Origin of the sequence: Nocardioides insulae DSM 17944, assembly GCF_000422825.1 — a bacterium.
GTDB lineage: Bacteria > Actinomycetota > Actinomycetes > Propionibacteriales > Nocardioidaceae > Nocardioides > Nocardioides insulae.
Window position 1 is genome coordinate 44,398 of the sequence record NZ_AUGU01000001.1, and the last position, 16,833, is coordinate 61,230.

Consider the following 16,833-nt stretch of genomic DNA (forward strand, 5'->3'; position numbering starts at 1 on the left):
TTGCACGGAGAGTCGGCCTACTCACGCGCAGCGGCCGCGATCAGGACCATCCCGTTCCGCGCGGTCCAGCAATTCGCACGGCTGAGTCTCCGGTGGCCGACCAACCGTCGTGACGTCGTGATCGCGCAGCGACAACCTGTCAGCCCAAGCGCGCGGCGAGCGCGCTGGCAGCTTGATGCACCTCATCACCGAGTGAGGTCGGGTCTTCGAAGGCAGGATTGCGGCTTGGCCCCGCGACCTGGATTGCGGCCACACACACGTTGGGGGATGTCAGGACGGGGGCTCCCACCGATGAGGCACCACTGACCCGCTCGTCTCGCGACTCTACCCATCCTCGCGTGCGGAGTTCCTTGAGCTCTTCGTGGAACTCGTCGAGGGTCACCTCTACGCCATTCGCGCGGATGAAAGCGGGGCGGCCGAGGGTGTCCTCCAGTTCGGGCCGGAGTGCATCCCAATCCATGTACGCCGCCAGGACCTTGCCGGCGCCTAGGTAGAGCGGAAGTCGCTCACCGATGGGCAGCACGTACCTCAAGGGGTCGTCACCCTGGATGCGGGCAACTACCGCTCTTGAGATGCCAGCGCGCACGAAGACAGAGCTGGTCAGGCCTGTCGAGGCCGCTAATTGTTGAAGCACGATCGGCGCTGCCGCGGCCACCCGATTCGTTGCCAGGTAGGCGTGTGCCCCAAAGAGCATGGCAACGCCGGTGCGATAGCCGGCCTCATCATGTTCGACTCTCCCGCGCTCCTCGAGTGCGTTCAGGATCCGCTGCGTTGTGGCTACGTGGAGTCCTGCTCGCCTCGCCACCTCACTGAGACGGATGGGCGCGCGGGCCGCTTCGAGCACCTCGAGGACGTCGATGGCCCGGTCCAGGGAGCGCATCGTGTTCGACGTTTTGGTTGGAGTCACTGCTCTTCTCTCGTCCCGAATCGGCGGGTCACAGCGATCGATTATCGACCACTCCGTCCGATGTCCTCCACCGGCCGGGTCGCCTACACGCCGGGTGTTGACAGCGTGAGTACCGTCACGCATAGTTCTCATGTTTTGATAGACCTTATCACGGAATGAGAATCATGGGTAGTTCAAAGACCACCCCGGATGCCGCCGTCACCGCGGAGCACCGGTCGCCCCGGCGGCTTGACGCCGTGGTCGCCGCCCTGGTCACTTGCCTCGGTGTGGCAGCGATACTCGGGTCGCGAACGCTCGGCTACTGGGTCGAATTGGGACCTGGCCCTGGTTTCTTCCCGCTGTGGTTGGGAGTCGCGCTCACACTGCTCGGTGGCATCTGGCTGGTGATGGAAGTCCGCGCCTGGCGGAGCCCTTCAGGCACTGACGTGGCCGAGGTGTCCGCCGAGGAGGCGACGCCGGAGTACGACCTGTCCACCGTGATCGCGATCTTGGGAAGCCTTTGCGTGCTCGCGGCCTGCCTCGAGCCGATCGGCTACCAGCTGAGCATGCTCGTGTTCTTGCTCTACCACCTGATGGTGCTCGGCCGACGAGGGCCCGTGCTGTCGATCGTGATCGCTTTGTGTGGCAGCTTCGGCGTCTTCACGATCTTCACACGGTTCCTGACGGTGCCGCTTCCCACGTCCTCCATCCCGTTTCTTCGAGACCTGGGGCTGTGAGACGTGGATACCTTCACCGCACTGGCCGAAGGGTTCGGCGCTGCGCTCTCCCCACAGAATCTGCTCTTCGCCCTGATCGGCTGCCTACTCGGCACCATCCTCGGGATCCTGCCGGGGATCGGGTCGACGGCCGGCATGGCCATCCTGATCCCACTCACACTGGCGATGGACCCGACCAGCGCGATCATCATGCTCGCTGCGATCTTCTATGGCGGCGCGTACGGCGGCACGATCACCAGCGTCCTGCTCAATATCCCTGGCGAGGGCGAATCCGCCATCACCTGTATCGACGGGTATCAGATGACCTTGCGCGGTCGCGCTGGGGTCGCGCTGACGACGGCGGGCGTCGGTTCCTTCATCGGGGGGACCATCGCAACCCTCGCACTGGTGGTGGCGGCCCAGCCTCTGGCCGAGCTTGGTCTGCGAATCGGCCCGCCGGAGTTCTTCTCCCTGGTGATGATTGGTCTCGCGTTGCTGGTCGGGTTGGTCGGCCGGTCTGTCTTGAAGGGGCTGATCTCGGCCTGTCTCGGCCTACTCATCGCCATGGTCGGGATCGACCCGGTGATGGGCCTGCCACGGTTCACCTTCGGGCTCCCACACTTCTTCGACGGAATCAGCTATGTGCCCGTCCTGGTGGGCATCTTTGGACTCGGCGAGATGCTCGCCACTAGCGGTGCCGCCCCGCGGCCCAAGGCACCCACCCTGCGGGAGCTGCTTCCAAACCGAACCGATGTACGGCGCAGCGCCCCCGCCATCGGCCGTGCCTCCGGGATCGGAACCGTCATTGGGCTGATTCCGGGAGTCAGTTCCGCGATCTCCTCGCTGCTCGCCTACAGCACCGAAAAGAAGGTCTCGCGGCACCGCGACGAACTTGGTCAGGGTGCCATCGAGGGCGTCGCCGCACCGGAGACCGCCAACAACGCCCACAGCAACGCCGCCTTCATCCCGCTGTTCACCCTAGGGATACCCGCCTCGCCTGCGATCGCCGTGCTGATGGGGGCGTTCCTCCAGAACGGGTTGACCCCGGGACCTCAACTGTTCAGCAGCGAACCGGAGTTGGTCTGGACGATCATCGCGAGCCTGTTCGTCGGGAACCTCCTTCTCCTGCTTCTCAACGTTCCTCTCGTCGGTCTGTGGACCAGGATCCTCGCGATCCCCTACTCGGTGCTGCGGGCCGTCATCTTCGCGTTCATCGTGATCGGCTCCTACGCCGTCAGCAACAGCGTGATCGACATCTACGTGATGGTGTTCTTCGGCCTGGTCGGTTTCGTCTTCCGTCAGGTCGGCCTGCCCCTGGCACCGCTGGTGCTCACCCTCATCCTCGGTCCATTTATCGAAGGGGCGCTGCGGGAATCACTCCAGATCTCCCAGGGCTCCTTCGCGATCTTCATCGACCGGCCGCTCTCCCTGGTCTTCCTCCTCGTCGCCGTACTGATCCTGGCGGCGTCCCTGTTCGGCAGCGGTCTGAAGCGGAAGGCAGGACTGCCCACCGACGCCGAAGTCTGATCCACCGACTACCTCTCCCGACACACGAAAGGCCACTCCCATGACCCGCTCACCCCGGGCGCTCACACTGGCCGTCATCGGACTCGTGGGGCTGCCGCTGGCAGCCTGCGCCCAGCAGAACTCGACCTCCGCCGAGACCGGCGACTACCCAAGCAAACCCATCGAACTCGTCGTCGGATACGACGCCGGCGGCCCGACAGATGCCGGCGCCCGACTCGTGGCCACGGCGCTCGAGGAGAAGCTCAACGCGACCATCACTGTCGTCAATAAGCCGGGCGCCAATTCCCAGATCGCCTACACGTACATGACCAACGCCGAACCTGACGGTTACACCATGGCAGCTACCACTTTTCCCTCCGCGATCATGACCGTGCTCGACGAGAGCAGAAACGCCTCCTACGACCGAGACAGCTTCGCACCGGTCGCACTGCAAGTCGTCGACCCCACCGCGGTCGCCGTCGCTCCCGACAGCGACATCAAGACGCCAGAAGAGCTCGTCAACGCCGCCAAGGCCGAGCCGGGTCAGCTCACGGCCACCACCACTGGTGTGGCCAGCAACGAACACTTCGCGCTGGCCAAACTGCAAGAGGAGACGGGTGCGGAGATCGCGCCGGTGCACTTTGCCGACGGCGCCTCGGCCGCCACAACGGCGTTCCTCGGTGGCAACACCGACCTCCTGATGGCAAACGTCAGCGACCTCAAACCGCTTGAGGAATCGGGGAAAATCCGAGTGGTCGGGGTGATGGACGCCGAGCGTAGCTCCTTCCTTCCCGACGTCCCGACGTTCGAAGAGGCCGGGTACGACGTGGAGATCGCCTCCTCACGCGGATTCGCCTTCCCTGCTGGCACCTCTGAGGAAATCGTCGACAAGGTCTCGACTGCGATCGGAGAAGTGATGGAGGACCCCGATTTCGAGAAGCAGATGACCCAACTCGGCCTGGCCGCCTCGTACATGAACGCCGAGGACTACTCCGCGTATTGGGACGAGACCGAACAACTCTTCAGCGACCTTTACCCGCTGGTTCAGGAGAACAACTGATGACCGACCACGCTTCCACCGTTGTCCGCCCAGACACCATGCTCCCCGGTGGCAGGCAGCCCTCTGCCCGACCTGGCTCCCCGGCCCCCGAGACCGTGGAGCGGCTACGCCGGCTCCCTGTGGCCAACATCGGCGATGCCATGCAGCGGTTGGGCATGGTCGACGCCGGAATCTCACCGGCCTGGCCCGGTGCTTGCCTCTCCGGCACTGCCTTCACCGTCTGGACGAGGCCTGGCGACAACCTCGGGATCCACCAGGCGCTCGAACATGTCCAGCCAGGCGATGTCATCGTGGTCAGCGGCGGTGGTGACGAGTCACGAGCTCTGATCGGTGAGCTCATTGCCGGCAAGGCGAAGATCCGCGGAGTCGCAGGCTTCCTGCTGGACGGCGCGGTGCGTGACGCCGAGGGACTCGCGGAGTACGACATGCCCGTCTTCGCCCGCGTCCGCACACCAGCTGGCCCCTATAAGGACGGGCCCTATGCCTTGGACGTCGATGTCGCCGTGGGTGGCGTGGTGGTTCGTCCCGGGGACATCATCCTGGGCGACGCGGACGGCGTGGTCGTCGTCCCCCTGGAATCGGCGGAGCTGATCGCCACTCGTGCCGAGGCCAAGCAGGCCGCCGAGCAGGCCACTCGCGACGAGATCGACGCAGCCCTGGCAGGCATCGACCCAGGGAACCGGCCGTGACCATCGTGGTCGGCTACATGCCGGGCCGAGCCGGTGAGCAGGTCCTGACCGCCGCCGTGGCAGAGGCCCGAATCCAGCGCGCCCCACTCGTGATCGTGAACTCCTCGACCGGCGCCGCTTATGCCGACAGCGGACTCGTCCCCGAGGCCCAACTACTGGCGACCCGTGATCACCTGCGCCGCCAAGAACTGGACGTTGAGGTCGTGCAGATCCCCGACGCCGTCGCCGTGGCTCAGTCCCTGCTCCTCGAGGCCAGGCGGGTCTCGGCAGATCTGCTCGTCATCGGCCTGCGGCATCGCTCCCGAACCGGCAAGTTCCTGCTCGGCAGCACGGCCCAGACCCTGCTGCTCCAAGCTCCATGCAACGTCCTGGGGGTCCGACTGCTCGACCACGGCTGAGACCTCCACTAGCGCTACCTCGCTCCACAGAACGAAAGAACAACATGTCTCTCTCCACGAACGATCCTGCCGGTCAGCAGGAGAACACTCCGCGATCAGTCACCATCGTCGGACTCGGCGAAGTCGGCCGCGTTTACGGTTCCGCTCTCGTAGCTGCCGGTCACCGGGTCTCCGGTCACGATCCGTTCATCGACACCGCTCCGGCTGGCGTCACGGTGCATGGCTTACTGACCGATGCGGTGAAGGGGGCAGAGCTCGTCATCACGCTGACGGCGGCCTCCGCCAGCCACACCGTGGCTGCAGAAGCCGCAGCTGCGATGCCCGAAGGGGCGATCTACGCCGACTTCACCTCATCCGGTCCGGTCGACAAGCGCCGGTTGATCGCCCTGTTCGAACACAGACCCGACGTCTCCCTGACCGACGTCGCGATCCTAGGACCGGTCATCCAGCAGGGCGTGGCCACACCCCTGATGGCCGTGGGGCCCGGTGCCGCCGTGGTGGCCGAAGTGATGAAGTCGATCGGTGCTGGGATCGAGGTCATCGAAGGCTCTGTCGGTGACGCCATGGCCCACAAGCTGCTCCGCAGCGTCTTCATGAAGGGACTGGCCTCCGTCGTCGTGGAAGCGGTAGCAGCCGGGCGCGCCGCCGGGATGGAAGACTGGATCCGTGGTCAGATCACCGACGTCCTCGCCGGCGACGGCCAAGCCGTCATCGATCGATTCCTCAACGGAACTGTCAAGCACGCTCGCCGCCGCTCCGCCGAGATGCGCTCCACCAGCGCCTACCTCACCGAACTCGGCGTCCCCTCAGAGATGACCGACGCATCCGCAACCGCTATGGAACGCATGACCGCCCAGAGCCGCCCGGACGAAAGGGTCGGTTCATGATCGGCGTGTGGGCACTGGTGATCTATCTCGCCGTCATTCTCGCCTGGACCACGTTGCTGCGACGCAACGTCGGCGAGGCGATGATCCTCGGGTTCCTCGTGGCTGCGTTGTTCAACGGGACACACGTGTTCAGCGCAGGCTGGGAGGCACTGTACGCCGCACTCACCGATGAAATCGTCTACGCCACCGTGGTCTTCGTCTTCATGGGCTTCCTGCTTGAGCGGGCAGGCGTCACGCACCGCATGATCAACCTCCTTGACGCGGCCATCGGTCGCCGCCGAGGAGGCGCGGCCTACGTCTCTACCCTCGCCTCAGCGGGTCTGGGCAGCATTGTCCATAACCAGGCCGCCATCGCGGCGACAGTCGGTTCGGTCACCATTCCCTGGATGGATCGGGTCCGTATCGACCGCACCACTGCCGCCACGATCGTCGCGGGCAATGCCGGGATGGGAATCACATTTCCCTTCAGCGCCTCGATGTTCGTCCTGGTCGGTTCCTCCGCCACCGGAGCCATGCTCGACCTGGATGACCTCATCGTCCCGCTGCTCGTAGGTGGCCTGTGGTGCGTCCTTCACCGGCTCATCGTCACCTTCATCTTCGTCCGACGAAGCCTTGGTTCCGAGGCACCCATGCCCACCGGGCAAAGCCTGCGGGTGGCGTTCAGGGCTGGATGGCCGACCATCCTGCTGTTCGTCGGCATCGCGGTGCCCATGGTCCTGACCACCGGAGCCGTGGGCGAGGCGCTCACCGACCATACAGGGCTCGACGTCGCCGAGGCTGTCAGCCCGATCTTTTGGATGCCGGTCATCCTGATCATCATCGGCCTGGTGCTCGGACGCGGGCAGTTGCCAACTAGCCCCGCAGCCTGGCTCGAGCTCATCGGCAGTTCGGCTCCCCGCTTCGGGATTGTCGGCGTCACCGTCCTGTTCGCCTTCGCCGGAGCCAACGCCCTGGCCACCACCGGCCTGCCGGAACAACTCTCCGGCATCCTCAACGGGCTGGACCTCCCCGTGTGGCTGCTTGCCGTGGTCATCGGGATCATCGTCATTGCCGTCGCAGCCCCGCTCTCGTCTACCGCCACAATGGCTGCGGTCGGTACCGTCGGCGTCGCCGCCCTAGTTGCAGCCGGCGTGCCTGCGACCACGGCCGCAGTCGCTGTCTTGATCTTCTCCTCGTGCGAAGCTGCGGTCCCACCCGGCGGCGCTCCGTTGTACGTCGCCTGTGGGATCGCCGGCGTCAACCCACTGCACACCTTCCGCCGCATGCTGACCTACTACGCGCTGCCGCTCCTCGGCATCGGCGTCATGGTCGCAGCGGGCGTAATCCCCGTCTGACAGGAACCTCATGGCTCACTCCCTTCTGCGCACCGTGTTCATCGGGTCACTGGTACTCGCCCTGCTGGGCGGTGTCCTCCTGATCGCCTGGCAGGCACTCGGCCTGATTCTGGGGTCAGGCGGAATCGTCGGCGGACCCAACGGCGTCTTCAAGACCGTGCTGTGTATCGCGTCCTCGGTCTCGGCCGTGGCCGCCTACCTGCTTCTCTACGCCAAGCCACGGGTCGAGCAGCCGAACCAGGAGACCGTCCGATGACGTCCGCCGGCACGCCGCGTCTCCCTCGGCGTTCGGAGCTCCAGGCCCGAGCAGGATTCCCCGACAAGACATCCTGGGGACTCTTCACCGATCCCTGGCGAGGCACCCCCTCACGTGCGGATGAGGACGCGATCCGCTCCGCAGCCGCCTCGATCCAACTCGGAGAGGTATTCGGTCTGGACTACCCGATCAATGCGTTCATGCCTGGCATGTCCAAGGCCCGCAAGCCCGCCGGGCACGTCATCTACAGCAACCACCCCGCCCATCGCGACGACTACCTCACCGACTACTACCTCCAGTCATCCACGCAGATCGACGGTCTCCGCCACCGACGAGCCGACGACGTCGGCAACTACGCCGGCGTACCGGACGAACGCATCTCGCCGGGCACCGCAGAGCTGGGAATCCAGGTCTGGGCGGATCGGCCAATCGCGACCCGCGGACTGCTCGTCGACTTAGCCGGACACATGAAAGCCAACGGTGGCATCGACCACCGGCAGGGACAATGCATCGGAGTCGAATCGATCGAGTCCGCACTCACATCGCAGGCGGTAAGGCCCCAGCCAGGGGACGTCGTAATGCTGCACACGGGATGGAGCGAGTGGTTCCTAGGTCTCTCACCGGAAGCCCGGAAGGACCAGCAAGCAAGCGGCCGAGCCTCGGGCCTCCGCCAGAGTGAAGACATCCTCGACTGGGCATGGGACAACGGCCTGGCCGTGCTCGCAGCAGACAACTTCGCCGTCGAGTGCCTACCCCCAGTGGCGAACTCCCCATTCCGCGAGACCGCCCCTAATGATCGCGGCATGATGCACCAGGAATTCCTAGCCAAACTCGGCATGCCATTGGGCGAGCTATGGCGCCTAGGACCTCTAGCACAACGTATGCGTGAGCTGCAGCGCTGGGACGCCTTCCTCACGATCAAACCTCTCAACGTCCCCGGCGCCACCGGATCACCAGCTAACGTGACCGCGGTGATCTGACCGTTTGGCGCGTGCGTGCCGCCTACCTCCCGCCAGCACCCAGACCCGGCAGCTATGAACGAGCAACGTCACCGACGTCCTCGTCACGCGGCACTCCGGTTAGGGATCGGGCACCGGGTCGCTCCGCGAGCCCATCGACTACAGGAGCGCGCGGTGGGGCCAGTTACCAAGGCCGATCGCGGAACCGTGGATCCGCGGATGACTTCATGGCTGCAGTGCAGCCAGCACTCTCGACGCGGGCACTTCCTGGGCTCCCCTGAACCCAGTTCCCGCCCACAGATGCAGGTGGGCTGGGTCGTCGTTCTGTGCGGCCCAGCGCCGCATCGGAGAGGTGAAGTGGTGAACGGCGGGGTAGGCGGCCGGGACATGGGGCTCGTAGCGGTCGCTGAAGGCGGTTCGAACGCCACGCGCGACGCGACCTGTGTAGGCGCGCATCGTGGTCGTCGTCGCGGTCGGGTCGGTGAGCGCCGCCCGATGCGTCGATCGGGTGCCTGCTTCATCGGCGAGCAGCAGCGCAGTGCCGATCGCTACCGCTTCCGCTCCTGCGTCCATGACCGCACGCACGGAGTCCTGGTCCGCGAGGCCGCCGGCGGCAATGGCCGGAATCCTTGTCGCTGCGACGATCGCCCTCACCAGGCTGACTAGGTTCTCTGTGCCGGGGTTGCGGTGCTGGTCGAACGTGCCGCGGTGTCCGCCGGCATCTGCCGACTGCACGACGAGGCCGTCCGGGTCGAGGTTGGCCGCGGCGCGTGCTTCGTCGACGTTCGTCACCGTCATCAGGAGTCGTGAACCGGCCGCTCGCAGCCTCGAGACGACGGTGGTGTCGGGGAGCCCGAAGGTGAAGCTCACCCACGGCACCGGGTCCCGCGCTAGGAGGTCTACCTTGGCGTCCCAGTCGTCGTCGTCCTCCGGCACGATCGGTCCAACCTCGGCGCCGAGCGCTTCGACCTCGGCGGCGATGAGATCTCGGTAGCGGCGGACCGCGGCAATGTCGACCGGGTTGGGGTCAGGTACGAACAGGTTCACGCCGAACTGACCACTCCCAGAGCGGGCGTCGGCGATGTCATCGGACAACTGCGCTGCGGTTCGGTATCCAGCGGGGACGAAGCCGAGCGAGCCGGCGGCGGTGACCGCGTGCAGCAGTTGTGGGGTGGTCGGGCCGCCGGCCATCGGGGCCGCGACGATCGGGGAGTCGAGGTTCAGGCTGCGCATGACCCCATCCTCTCGCCCGGGTTCGATGTCGGGCCGTGCCCTCTGCTGGTGAGGAAGACCGTTGCCTCAGTCGGAATCGCTGGCCCGAGGAGGTACCAGCCGGGCGAGGACCTCGATCAGGCAAGCCAGAAGGGTGGAGCCGGCGTAGATGGTGCGGAAGTTGCCTTGGCGGTCGTCCCAGCGGCCATGGAACCGCCCATCGGCGCCAGACCACTCCCAACCCGACCAGGCCCAGGGCTCCCGGGCTTGAAGCCGACCCGCCACACCTGCTCGGCCGCGTCAACAACAACCAGTTGGGGCCATGTGTCACCGGCTGGGTTATCTGGCCGTGGCGAACGCGCGGTCGGCGGCGAGGACACTGGGGCAGACCTGGTCGAGGTCCCCCTCAGCAGCAGCCGCGCGGGCGCGACGTCGTCAGGCGCGGGTTCATGCCCTGGAACCATGCTTGGACGACCGCGGCGGAGTCCTTCTCACGCAGCAGTGCCGCGATCCGCGAGGCCATCCTCATACGGCAACCGCTTTCCGCTGCCTGCCTGTCTTCCCTGACGCGGACGGACTCCACCGCCGGCCGCGATCCACTTCGTCACCGAGAAGCGTTCCACCCCGACCGCGGCAGCCGCCGCATAGCCACTGCAAGTCTGCGCATAGACCTCACACGTCTGCTGTACACAGACGGGCACCATCGGGCGACCTCAGTGGTGGTGGGTGGGAGGGGCGCCGGGCTGCTGCCCGGGCCGGACGACGACGAACTGGCCCATCATGCCGTCGTCCTCGTGGCGCAGCACGTGGCAGTGGAACATGTAGGGCAGGTTCGGGTCGGTGTAGTCCTCGAAGCGGACGAGGAGTTCGGCGTCCGTGCCCGGCGGCAGCCAGACCGTGTCCTTCCAGCCGGCGAGTTCGGGGGGCGGTTCGGCTCCGTCGTACGACGAGATCTGGAACTGCACGTCGTGCACGTGGAAGTTGTGCGGATTCCCGTCGGGGTTGCGGACGACCCACCGTTCGGTGGTGTCGACCTCGGCGGCGAGGTCGATGCGCGACATGTCCATGTCGACCCCGTTGATCGCTGAACCGGTGAGGCGGAACTCGCGGGTCGCGACGATCTCGTCGTCGGCACGGTCGGGAGGCTCGGCGAGGCGCGCGGGCAGATCGGGGGAGGATGTCAGGGAGTCGGCGGCGCGGAGTTCGATGACGTCGAGGCGGTCCTGGCCGCCCGACCAGGGGTTGTTGTCGCCGGGCGTCTCGAGGCTGCGCAGGACGGTCCGTTCGCGGGGCTTCATCCGTACGACGATCTCGGCGCGCTCCGCGGGGGAGAGGGTGAGCTCGGTGAGCCGGGTCGGTGCGGGGAGCAGACCGCCGTCGCTGGCGATCAGGTCGAAGGTCCGCTCGTCGTCGAAGACGAAGTGGTAGGTCCGGGTGTTGGAAGCGTTGAGCACCCGCAGCCGGATGAGCCGGGTGGACACCTCGAGGTAGGGGCCGGGGGTGCCGTTGACCAGCACCGTGTCGCCGAGCACCCCGCCGCTCTGGAACAGGCCGGGGCTCTCGTCGAGCTCGTGCCCGTCGAACTGCTTGTCCTGCACCACCAGCGGGACGTCGTCGACGCCGTACGTGGAGGGGAGCGTCGGGCCGTCGGGGTCGTCGAGGTAGAAGAGTCCGGCCAGTCCGCGGTAGACGTGGCGGGCGGTCTCGCCGTGCGGGTGGGGGTGGTACCAGAGCGTGGCGGGCTGCTGGTCGATCCGCCAGTGCGGCGACCAGGTGTCGCCCGGTGCGATCGGCTGGTGCGGCCCGCCGTCCATCGCCGCGGGCAGATGCATCCCGTGCCAATGCACGGTGGAGGTCTCCGGCAGCTCGTTGTGTACGTCGATCCGCACCTTCTCACCGACCTCGGCTCGCAGGGTCGGCCCGAGGTAGCTGCCCTCGAAGCCCCAGGTCGGCGTCGGTGCGCCCTGCCCGAGGTCGGTCTCGCCGGCCTGCATGGTCAGGTCGAAGACCCGGGTCCCGTCCGGCGCGACCCGGGAGTCGGCCAGCGGCGGGATCGCCACCGCCCGGTCGAATTCGACCTGCCCAACGGTGTCGATGTCGCTGGTGAAGTAGGACCAGCCGAGGTAGCCCGCGAAGCCAGCCACGGCGAGGACGCCCAGGGCGGCCACCGCGGCGAACAGCTTCAGGAACGTGCGCACGGGCACACATTCGTCCCCGGGCGCCAGGTGTTCAAGTCGAGCGGCCGAAGGTCAGGGCGTGACCCGGGTGATCCCGGGGTCGGCTGCTGGTACACCCCGGCGCACGTTCCCAGCCAGGCCGCCGACCCGCGTGACCGGATCTCGGGTGCACAGCGGCCGGCTCGTCGGCGGGGCGACGAGCCGCGGATCGCCCCGCCCGGTGGCCCCGGGCGGGCGGCTCAACCGATGTCGCGGCGCAGGGTGGTGAACCGGCCGATCAGGGCGAAGGTGAGGGCGTAGGCGAGCATGACGGCGATGCCGCCGGGGCGGGAGAGCGTGTCACTGGCGCCACCCATGGCCGCACTGAAGAAGCCGCTACCGATGATCGCGTCGGCCGCGGCCGCGGGGAGGTACTGCGCGACGTCCTGGGTGGCCTCGAAGGCGGACAGACCGGCGCGCATGATGGGCTCGACGAACTGGGTGACGCCGAGGATCACCACGATGGCGGCGACCTGGTTGGGCAGCATGGTGCCGACGGTGACGCCGATGATCGTCCACAGGACCATCACCAGCAGGCTCAGCCCCCAGCCCTCCCAGACGTCGGGAGCCCCGAGGTAGGCACCCTCGCCCTGCCAGGACAGGATCGGCGCCGCCGAGGCGACCAGGGCGACCAGGCCGACCAGGCCGTAGATCAGGCCGACCGGCACGGTGGCGAGGATCTTGGCGGTGAGGAAGACGTTGCGTCGGGGCTCGACGAGCAGCGACTGGGTGATGGTCTTGTGCCGGAACTCGGTGGTCATCGCGAGGCTGCCGATGAGCAGCGGGAAGACATAGCCGATCGAATTGATCAGTCCGTAGACCCCTTGGGCGAGCTCCTCGCCGCTGAACATCGAGGCCATCGCCCCCTCGGGATCGCTCGGGGTCTCGACGGTCATGGCGAAGGCCATCACCAGGCCGATGAAGGCGAGGTAGGCGGCCATGACCAGGACCAGCAGCCACCACATCCGGGTGGAGAGCAGCTTGCGGTATTCGGCGAGGAGGGCGTCCTTCATCAGGCCACCTCCCCTGCCGCCGGCCGGGGTTGGTCGGCGGTGAGGCGGAGGAAGACGTCCTCCAGGCTCACCCCGCGAGGGGTGAGCTGGTGCAGCTCGACGCCGGAGGCGTACGCCGCCGCGCCGACCTCGGCCGGTGTCGGCCCGGCGAGGGCGATCCCGGCGCTCTCCGGGCGGTGCCGCCAGCCGCGCTCGTCGGCGAGGGCGGCGAACCGGGGGAGCACCGGCGACTCGACGTACGTCTCCGGCGCGGCCAGGGCCGCCAGATCGCGCAGGCTGGAGGCGTGCACGAGTCGGCCACGGGCGATGATCACCACGTCGTCGACGGTGCTCTGCACCTCACTGAGCACATGGCTGGAGACCAGGACCGTCCGCCCCTCCTCGGCGAAGTGGCGCAGCAGGCCGCGCAGCCACCGGATGCCCTCGGGGTCGAGGCCGTTGGCCGGCTCGTCGAGCACGATCACGGGCGGGTCGGCGAGTAGAGCCGTGGCCAGACCGAGCCGCTGGCGCATGCCCATCGAATAGCCGCCGACCCGGCGATCGGCCGCGAAACCCATGCCGACCAGATCGAGGACCTCACGGCAGCGAGCGTTGCTGACGCCGGTCTGGGGCGCGTACGCCAGCAGGTGGGCCAGCCCCGTGCGGCCCGGGTGGAACCCGGTCGCCTCCAGTGCTGCGCCGACGACGGAGGCCGGGCGCTGGTGGTCGTGGTAGGCGCGCTCGCCGATGACCGCGCGGCCGCTGCTGGGCCGGCACAGCCCGAGCACCATCCGCAGGGTGGTGGTCTTGCCGGCGCCGTTGGGCCCGAGGAAACCGGTCACGGTGCCGGGCCGGACGGTGAAGGTCAGGTCGTCGACGGCTCGGACCGAACCGAAGGTCTTGCTCAGGTGCTCGACGTGGATCGGGACGCTTTGCACTGCTCTCCGCTCTCGGCTGAAGGTGACTGGACGTGCTGATGGGCCTGCTGTGGCTGGGCCGGCAGGCGAGCCCCACCCTAGAGAAGGCCACCGACTGTCCGGGACCGACTTTCGTCGGTGGTAGGCGGGGGCGTTGGTGGGCGTGGGATGCCCGGGCGGTACCGCCATGGTTCACTCGGCCTCGTGGACCGATACGTACTGACCCTGCGCTGCCCCGACCAGCCGGGGATCATCCGGGCCTTCGCCGAGGGCGTGGTGCGGGCGGAGGGCAACATCGTGGACAACCAGCAGTTCTCCGACCCCGACACCGGCACCTTCTGCATGCGGACCGAGGTCGACTCGCCGGTCGCCGACCCGCAGGTCGTCCGCGACACGGTGCTCGAACAGTTGGCGGCGTACGACCCGATCCTCACACTCCGTCCCGAGCAGCAGCGGCAGCGGATGCTGGTGCTCGTCTCCAGGTTCGACCACTGCCTGGTCGACCTCCTCTACCGGCACGAGAACGGCGAGTTGCCGGTCGAGATCCCGGTCATCGTCTCCAACCACGAGCACCTGCGCAGCCTGGTTGAGCGGCACCGCATCCCGTTCGTGCACCTGCCGGTCACGGCCGAGACCAAGCCCGAGGCGGAGGCGCAGTTGCTGGCGCTCGTCGCCGAGCACCGGATCGACTTCGTGGTGCTCGCCCGCTACATGCAGGTGCTCTCCGACGACCTGTGTCGGGCGCTGTCGGGCCGGGTGATCAACATCCACCACTCCTTCCTGCCCGGGTTCAAGGGCGCCCGGCCCTATCACCAGGCGCACGCCCGCGGTGTCAAGCTGATCGGCGCGACCGCCCACTTCGTCACCGCCGACCTCGACGAGGGCCCGATCATCGAGCAGGACGTCGTCCGCGTCGACCACGCCTTCACCGCGGAGCAACTGGTCGCGCACGGGCGCGACGTCGAGCGGCTCGTCCTCTCCCGGGCGGTACGCCGGTACGCCGAGGACCGGGTGCTCCTCATCGGCCCCCGCACGATCGTCTTCGACTGAACCTGGGATCGCGCGCCTGCCGGGGCGGAAATGCGACTGCTCCCCAGCGGCCACCTCGGTGGCCTGCTGGGGAGCAGTCTGCGCCGCGCTGGGCGGTGCTGGCCTGGGGTCAGGCCGGGGTGTAGTTGTCCCGCAGCGGCGGCGGCACGGTGCCCTCGGGGATCGGGTGGTCGTAGGGCGTCTTGGCGATGATGCCCTGGAACTCGTCCTTGGCCCGCGTCAGCAGGTCGGCGTCGGTGACCATGTCGAGGGCCACCGCGGCCATCGCCTTGGCGCCGTGGATCATGCCCTTGTGCGCGGCCGGGGACTTGCCCTGGGTCACCATCTGCCAGGAGTGCCCCGGGGTGCCGAGGATCGCGGTGCCCGCTCCCATCTGCACGGTGGGGGTCACCCAACTGACGTCGCCGACGTCGGTGGAGCCGGTCATCTGGTGCCGGTGCGCGGGCTCGGGGATGGGGACCACGCCGGTGAAGTAGGGCTCGGTGTCCCCGTCCAGGCCGAGCTGGCGCCGGGCGCCCTCGAGCGCCCCGTCGGGCAGGCCGGCGCTGAGCACCCGGCCGTACTCCTGATCCGCCTCGTCGAAGGGCACACCGCCCAGTTCCACGACGTTGGCGTACAGCGCCTCCTCCAGGGTCCGGTTCGGGAGGACCTCGGCGCAGGCGCCGTCGAACTCGATCTCCACCTCGGTCTCGGTCATCATGGCCGCGCCGTGGGCGACCTTCTTGACCCGCTCGTAGAGCGTGCGCATCTGGGCGACGGTGGGGGAGCGGACGATGTAGTAGAGCTCCGCGGTGGGCTGGACGACGTTGGCGGACGGGCCGCCGGCGTCGATGAAGGCGTAGTGGATCCGGTCGGTGTCCTCCATGTGCTCACGCAGGAAGTTCACCCCGACGTTCATCAGCTCGGCCGCGTCCAGGGCACTGCGACCGTGCTGCGGGTTCGCCCCTGCGTGGGAGGGAAGTCCGCGGAAGCGGAAATAGGCCTGGGTGTAGGCCAGGGACTTCCACTGCGCCGCGGACGCCATCGGCATCGGGTGGTTGGTCACCGCGGCGTCCACGTCCTCGAAGGCCCCACCGGCGACCATGAACGTCTTGCCGGCGGCACCCTCCTCGGCGGGGCAGCCGTAGTAGCGCACCGTGCCCGCCAGACCGTTCTCCTCCATGTGCCGGGCCAAGGCGACGGCGGCGAGCAGTGAGCCGGATCCGAGCAGGTTGTGACCGCAGCCGTGGCCGGCCTCGGTGCCGCTCTCGAGGTCGGGGTTGCGCTCGGTGGAGCTGGCCTCCTGGCTCAGCGAGGCCAGGGCGTCGTACTCGCCCAGGAACCCGATCACGGGCGCGCCCGAGCCCCACTCGGCGGAGAAGGCGGTCGGTACGCCGCCGGCACCCTCGGTGATCCGGGCGCCGAACTCCTCGGCGGCCTCGATCTGCTTCTTCATCGACTGGTGCTCTTCCCACCGCAGTTCGGGGTGGGCCCAGATCTCGTCGCTGAGTCGGGTGAAACGGGGGCCCAGCTCATCGATGAGCGGAGCGATCTTCGATACGGACGTCATGGTTTCCTCTCGTGTCGTCCTCGTGAGGGTAAAGGGATGTCGCGGCGGCCAGGACCGCGGGTGGGATCAGCTGAGATCCTCGGCCTCCAGCTCCTCGGCATGTTGGTGCTTGTTCCCGCCGGGCAGGAAGAGCGCCAGCAGCACCGTGGAGACCACGGCCAGGACGATCGCGAAGTAGCCGATCACCGGGAACAACGGAGTCAGCA

General features: G+C 67.6%; 16 protein-coding genes. 10 read left to right on the top strand and 6 right to left on the bottom strand.

Annotated elements, in window-relative coordinates:
• Positions 1 to 139: 139 nt before the first annotated feature.
• Positions 140 to 880 carry an IclR family transcriptional regulator gene (locus G515_RS0100230; RefSeq protein WP_036553554.1) on the bottom strand — a complete coding sequence of 247 codons (741 nt, stop codon included), beginning with the start codon at positions 878 to 880 and terminating at the stop codon, positions 140 to 142.
• A gap of 263 nt (positions 881 to 1,143) precedes the next feature.
• Between G515_RS0100230 and G515_RS0100235 the strand changes: the two genes are divergently transcribed.
• The 9 genes from G515_RS0100235 to G515_RS0100275 are packed head-to-tail and all read left to right on the top strand — an operon-like array spanning position 1,144 to position 8,712.
• Complete coding sequence (locus tag G515_RS0100235) at positions 1,144 to 1,623, top strand: tripartite tricarboxylate transporter TctB family protein (RefSeq protein WP_169570384.1); 480 nt, start codon at positions 1,144 to 1,146, stop codon at positions 1,621 to 1,623.
• A gap of 3 nt (positions 1,624 to 1,626) precedes the next feature.
• The gene (locus G515_RS0100240) at positions 1,627 to 3,129 is read left to right on the top strand and encodes a tripartite tricarboxylate transporter permease (protein ID WP_028658520.1); all 1,503 of its coding nucleotides are present in this window, start codon (positions 1,627 to 1,629) and stop codon (positions 3,127 to 3,129) included.
• Positions 3,130 to 3,169: 40 nt separating this feature from the next.
• Entirely contained in the window at positions 3,170 to 4,168 is a 999-nt protein-coding gene (locus G515_RS0100245; protein WP_028658521.1) for a Bug family tripartite tricarboxylate transporter substrate binding protein, read from the top strand.
• Entirely contained in the window at positions 4,168 to 4,857 is a 690-nt protein-coding gene (locus G515_RS0100250) for an RraA family protein (protein ID WP_028658522.1), read from the top strand. Before G515_RS0100245 ends, G515_RS0100250 begins: the two co-directional genes overlap by 1 nt.
• On the top strand, positions 4,854 to 5,255 hold the full coding sequence (locus G515_RS0100255; RefSeq protein WP_028658523.1) for a universal stress protein: 402 nt from the start codon (positions 4,854 to 4,856) through the stop codon (positions 5,253 to 5,255). The genes G515_RS0100250 and G515_RS0100255 overlap by 4 nt, the downstream gene beginning before the upstream one ends.
• 44 nt (positions 5,256 to 5,299) lie before the next feature.
• Positions 5,300 to 6,142: an NAD(P)-dependent oxidoreductase gene (locus G515_RS18700; RefSeq protein WP_051217678.1), complete on the top strand. Its 843-nt coding sequence runs from the start codon at positions 5,300 to 5,302 to the stop codon at positions 6,140 to 6,142.
• Positions 6,139 to 7,476: a TRAP transporter large permease subunit gene (locus G515_RS0100265; RefSeq protein ID WP_028658524.1), complete on the top strand. Its 1,338-nt coding sequence runs from the start codon at positions 6,139 to 6,141 to the stop codon at positions 7,474 to 7,476. Before G515_RS18700 ends, G515_RS0100265 begins: the two co-directional genes overlap by 4 nt.
• 10 nt (positions 7,477 to 7,486) lie before the next feature.
• Positions 7,487 to 7,732, top strand: a complete 246-nt coding sequence (locus G515_RS0100270) for a hypothetical protein (protein WP_028658525.1) — start codon at positions 7,487 to 7,489, stop codon at positions 7,730 to 7,732.
• Positions 7,729 to 8,712 (top strand): cyclase family protein, encoded by a 984-nt coding sequence (locus G515_RS0100275; RefSeq protein ID WP_028658526.1) that lies wholly within the window; start codon positions 7,729 to 7,731, stop codon positions 8,710 to 8,712. Before G515_RS0100270 ends, G515_RS0100275 begins: the two co-directional genes overlap by 4 nt.
• 204 nt (positions 8,713 to 8,916) lie before the next feature.
• On the opposite strand, the gene G515_RS0100280 is transcribed toward G515_RS0100275, so the two are convergent.
• The 4 genes from G515_RS0100280 to G515_RS0100300 all read right to left on the bottom strand — a co-directional run bounded on the left by G515_RS0100280 (position 8,917) and on the right by G515_RS0100300 (position 14,049).
• Positions 8,917 to 9,924, bottom strand: a complete 1,008-nt coding sequence (locus tag G515_RS0100280) for a nitronate monooxygenase (protein ID WP_028658527.1) — start codon at positions 9,922 to 9,924, stop codon at positions 8,917 to 8,919.
• A 692-nt stretch (positions 9,925 to 10,616) separates the two neighbouring features.
• The gene (locus G515_RS0100290; protein WP_084652855.1) at positions 10,617 to 12,101 is read right to left on the bottom strand and encodes a multicopper oxidase family protein; all 1,485 of its coding nucleotides are present in this window, start codon (positions 12,099 to 12,101) and stop codon (positions 10,617 to 10,619) included.
• A gap of 218 nt (positions 12,102 to 12,319) precedes the next feature.
• Positions 12,320 to 13,132: an ABC transporter permease gene (locus G515_RS0100295; RefSeq protein ID WP_028658529.1), complete on the bottom strand. Its 813-nt coding sequence runs from the start codon at positions 13,130 to 13,132 to the stop codon at positions 12,320 to 12,322.
• On the bottom strand, positions 13,132 to 14,049 hold the full coding sequence (locus tag G515_RS0100300) for an ATP-binding cassette domain-containing protein (protein ID WP_028658530.1): 918 nt from the start codon (positions 14,047 to 14,049) through the stop codon (positions 13,132 to 13,134). The genes G515_RS0100295 and G515_RS0100300 overlap by 1 nt, the downstream gene beginning before the upstream one ends.
• Positions 14,050 to 14,232: 183 nt before the next feature.
• Here G515_RS0100300 and purU point away from each other — a divergent pair, with 183 nt between their 5' ends.
• Positions 14,233 to 15,078 carry a formyltetrahydrofolate deformylase gene (gene purU / locus G515_RS0100305; RefSeq protein ID WP_028658531.1) on the top strand — a complete coding sequence of 282 codons (846 nt, stop codon included), beginning with the start codon at positions 14,233 to 14,235 and terminating at the stop codon, positions 15,076 to 15,078.
• 109 nt (positions 15,079 to 15,187) lie between these two features.
• Here purU and G515_RS0100310 read toward each other — a convergent pair whose 3' ends face one another.
• The gene (locus tag G515_RS0100310; protein ID WP_028658532.1) at positions 15,188 to 16,627 is read right to left on the bottom strand and encodes an amidohydrolase; all 1,440 of its coding nucleotides are present in this window, start codon (positions 16,625 to 16,627) and stop codon (positions 15,188 to 15,190) included.
• Between the last annotated feature and the right edge of the window lie 206 nt (positions 16,628 to 16,833).

Excerpts from the sequence above, each read along its gene's own strand:
- G515_RS0100230 (WP_036553554.1), bottom strand. The coding sequence starts at position 880 with ATGCGCTCCCTGGACCGGGCCATCGACGTCCTCGAGGTGCTCGAAGCG.
- G515_RS0100245 (WP_028658521.1), top strand. The coding sequence starts at position 3,170 with ATGACCCGCTCACCCCGGGCGCTCACACTGGCCGTCATCGGACTCGTG.
- G515_RS0100250 (WP_028658522.1), top strand. The coding sequence starts at position 4,168 with ATGACCGACCACGCTTCCACCGTTGTCCGCCCAGACACCATGCTCCCC.
- G515_RS18700 (WP_051217678.1), top strand. The coding sequence starts at position 5,300 with ATGTCTCTCTCCACGAACGATCCTGCCGGTCAGCAGGAGAACACTCCG.
- G515_RS0100265 (WP_028658524.1), top strand. The coding sequence starts at position 6,139 with ATGATCGGCGTGTGGGCACTGGTGATCTATCTCGCCGTCATTCTCGCC.
- G515_RS0100270 (WP_028658525.1), top strand. The coding sequence starts at position 7,487 with ATGGCTCACTCCCTTCTGCGCACCGTGTTCATCGGGTCACTGGTACTC.
- G515_RS0100275 (WP_028658526.1), top strand. The coding sequence starts at position 7,729 with ATGACGTCCGCCGGCACGCCGCGTCTCCCTCGGCGTTCGGAGCTCCAG.
- G515_RS0100280 (WP_028658527.1), bottom strand. The coding sequence starts at position 9,924 with ATGCGCAGCCTGAACCTCGACTCCCCGATCGTCGCGGCCCCGATGGCC.
- G515_RS0100295 (WP_028658529.1), bottom strand. The coding sequence starts at position 13,132 with ATGAAGGACGCCCTCCTCGCCGAATACCGCAAGCTGCTCTCCACCCGG.
- G515_RS0100310 (WP_028658532.1), bottom strand. The coding sequence starts at position 16,627 with ATGACGTCCGTATCGAAGATCGCTCCGCTCATCGATGAGCTGGGCCCC.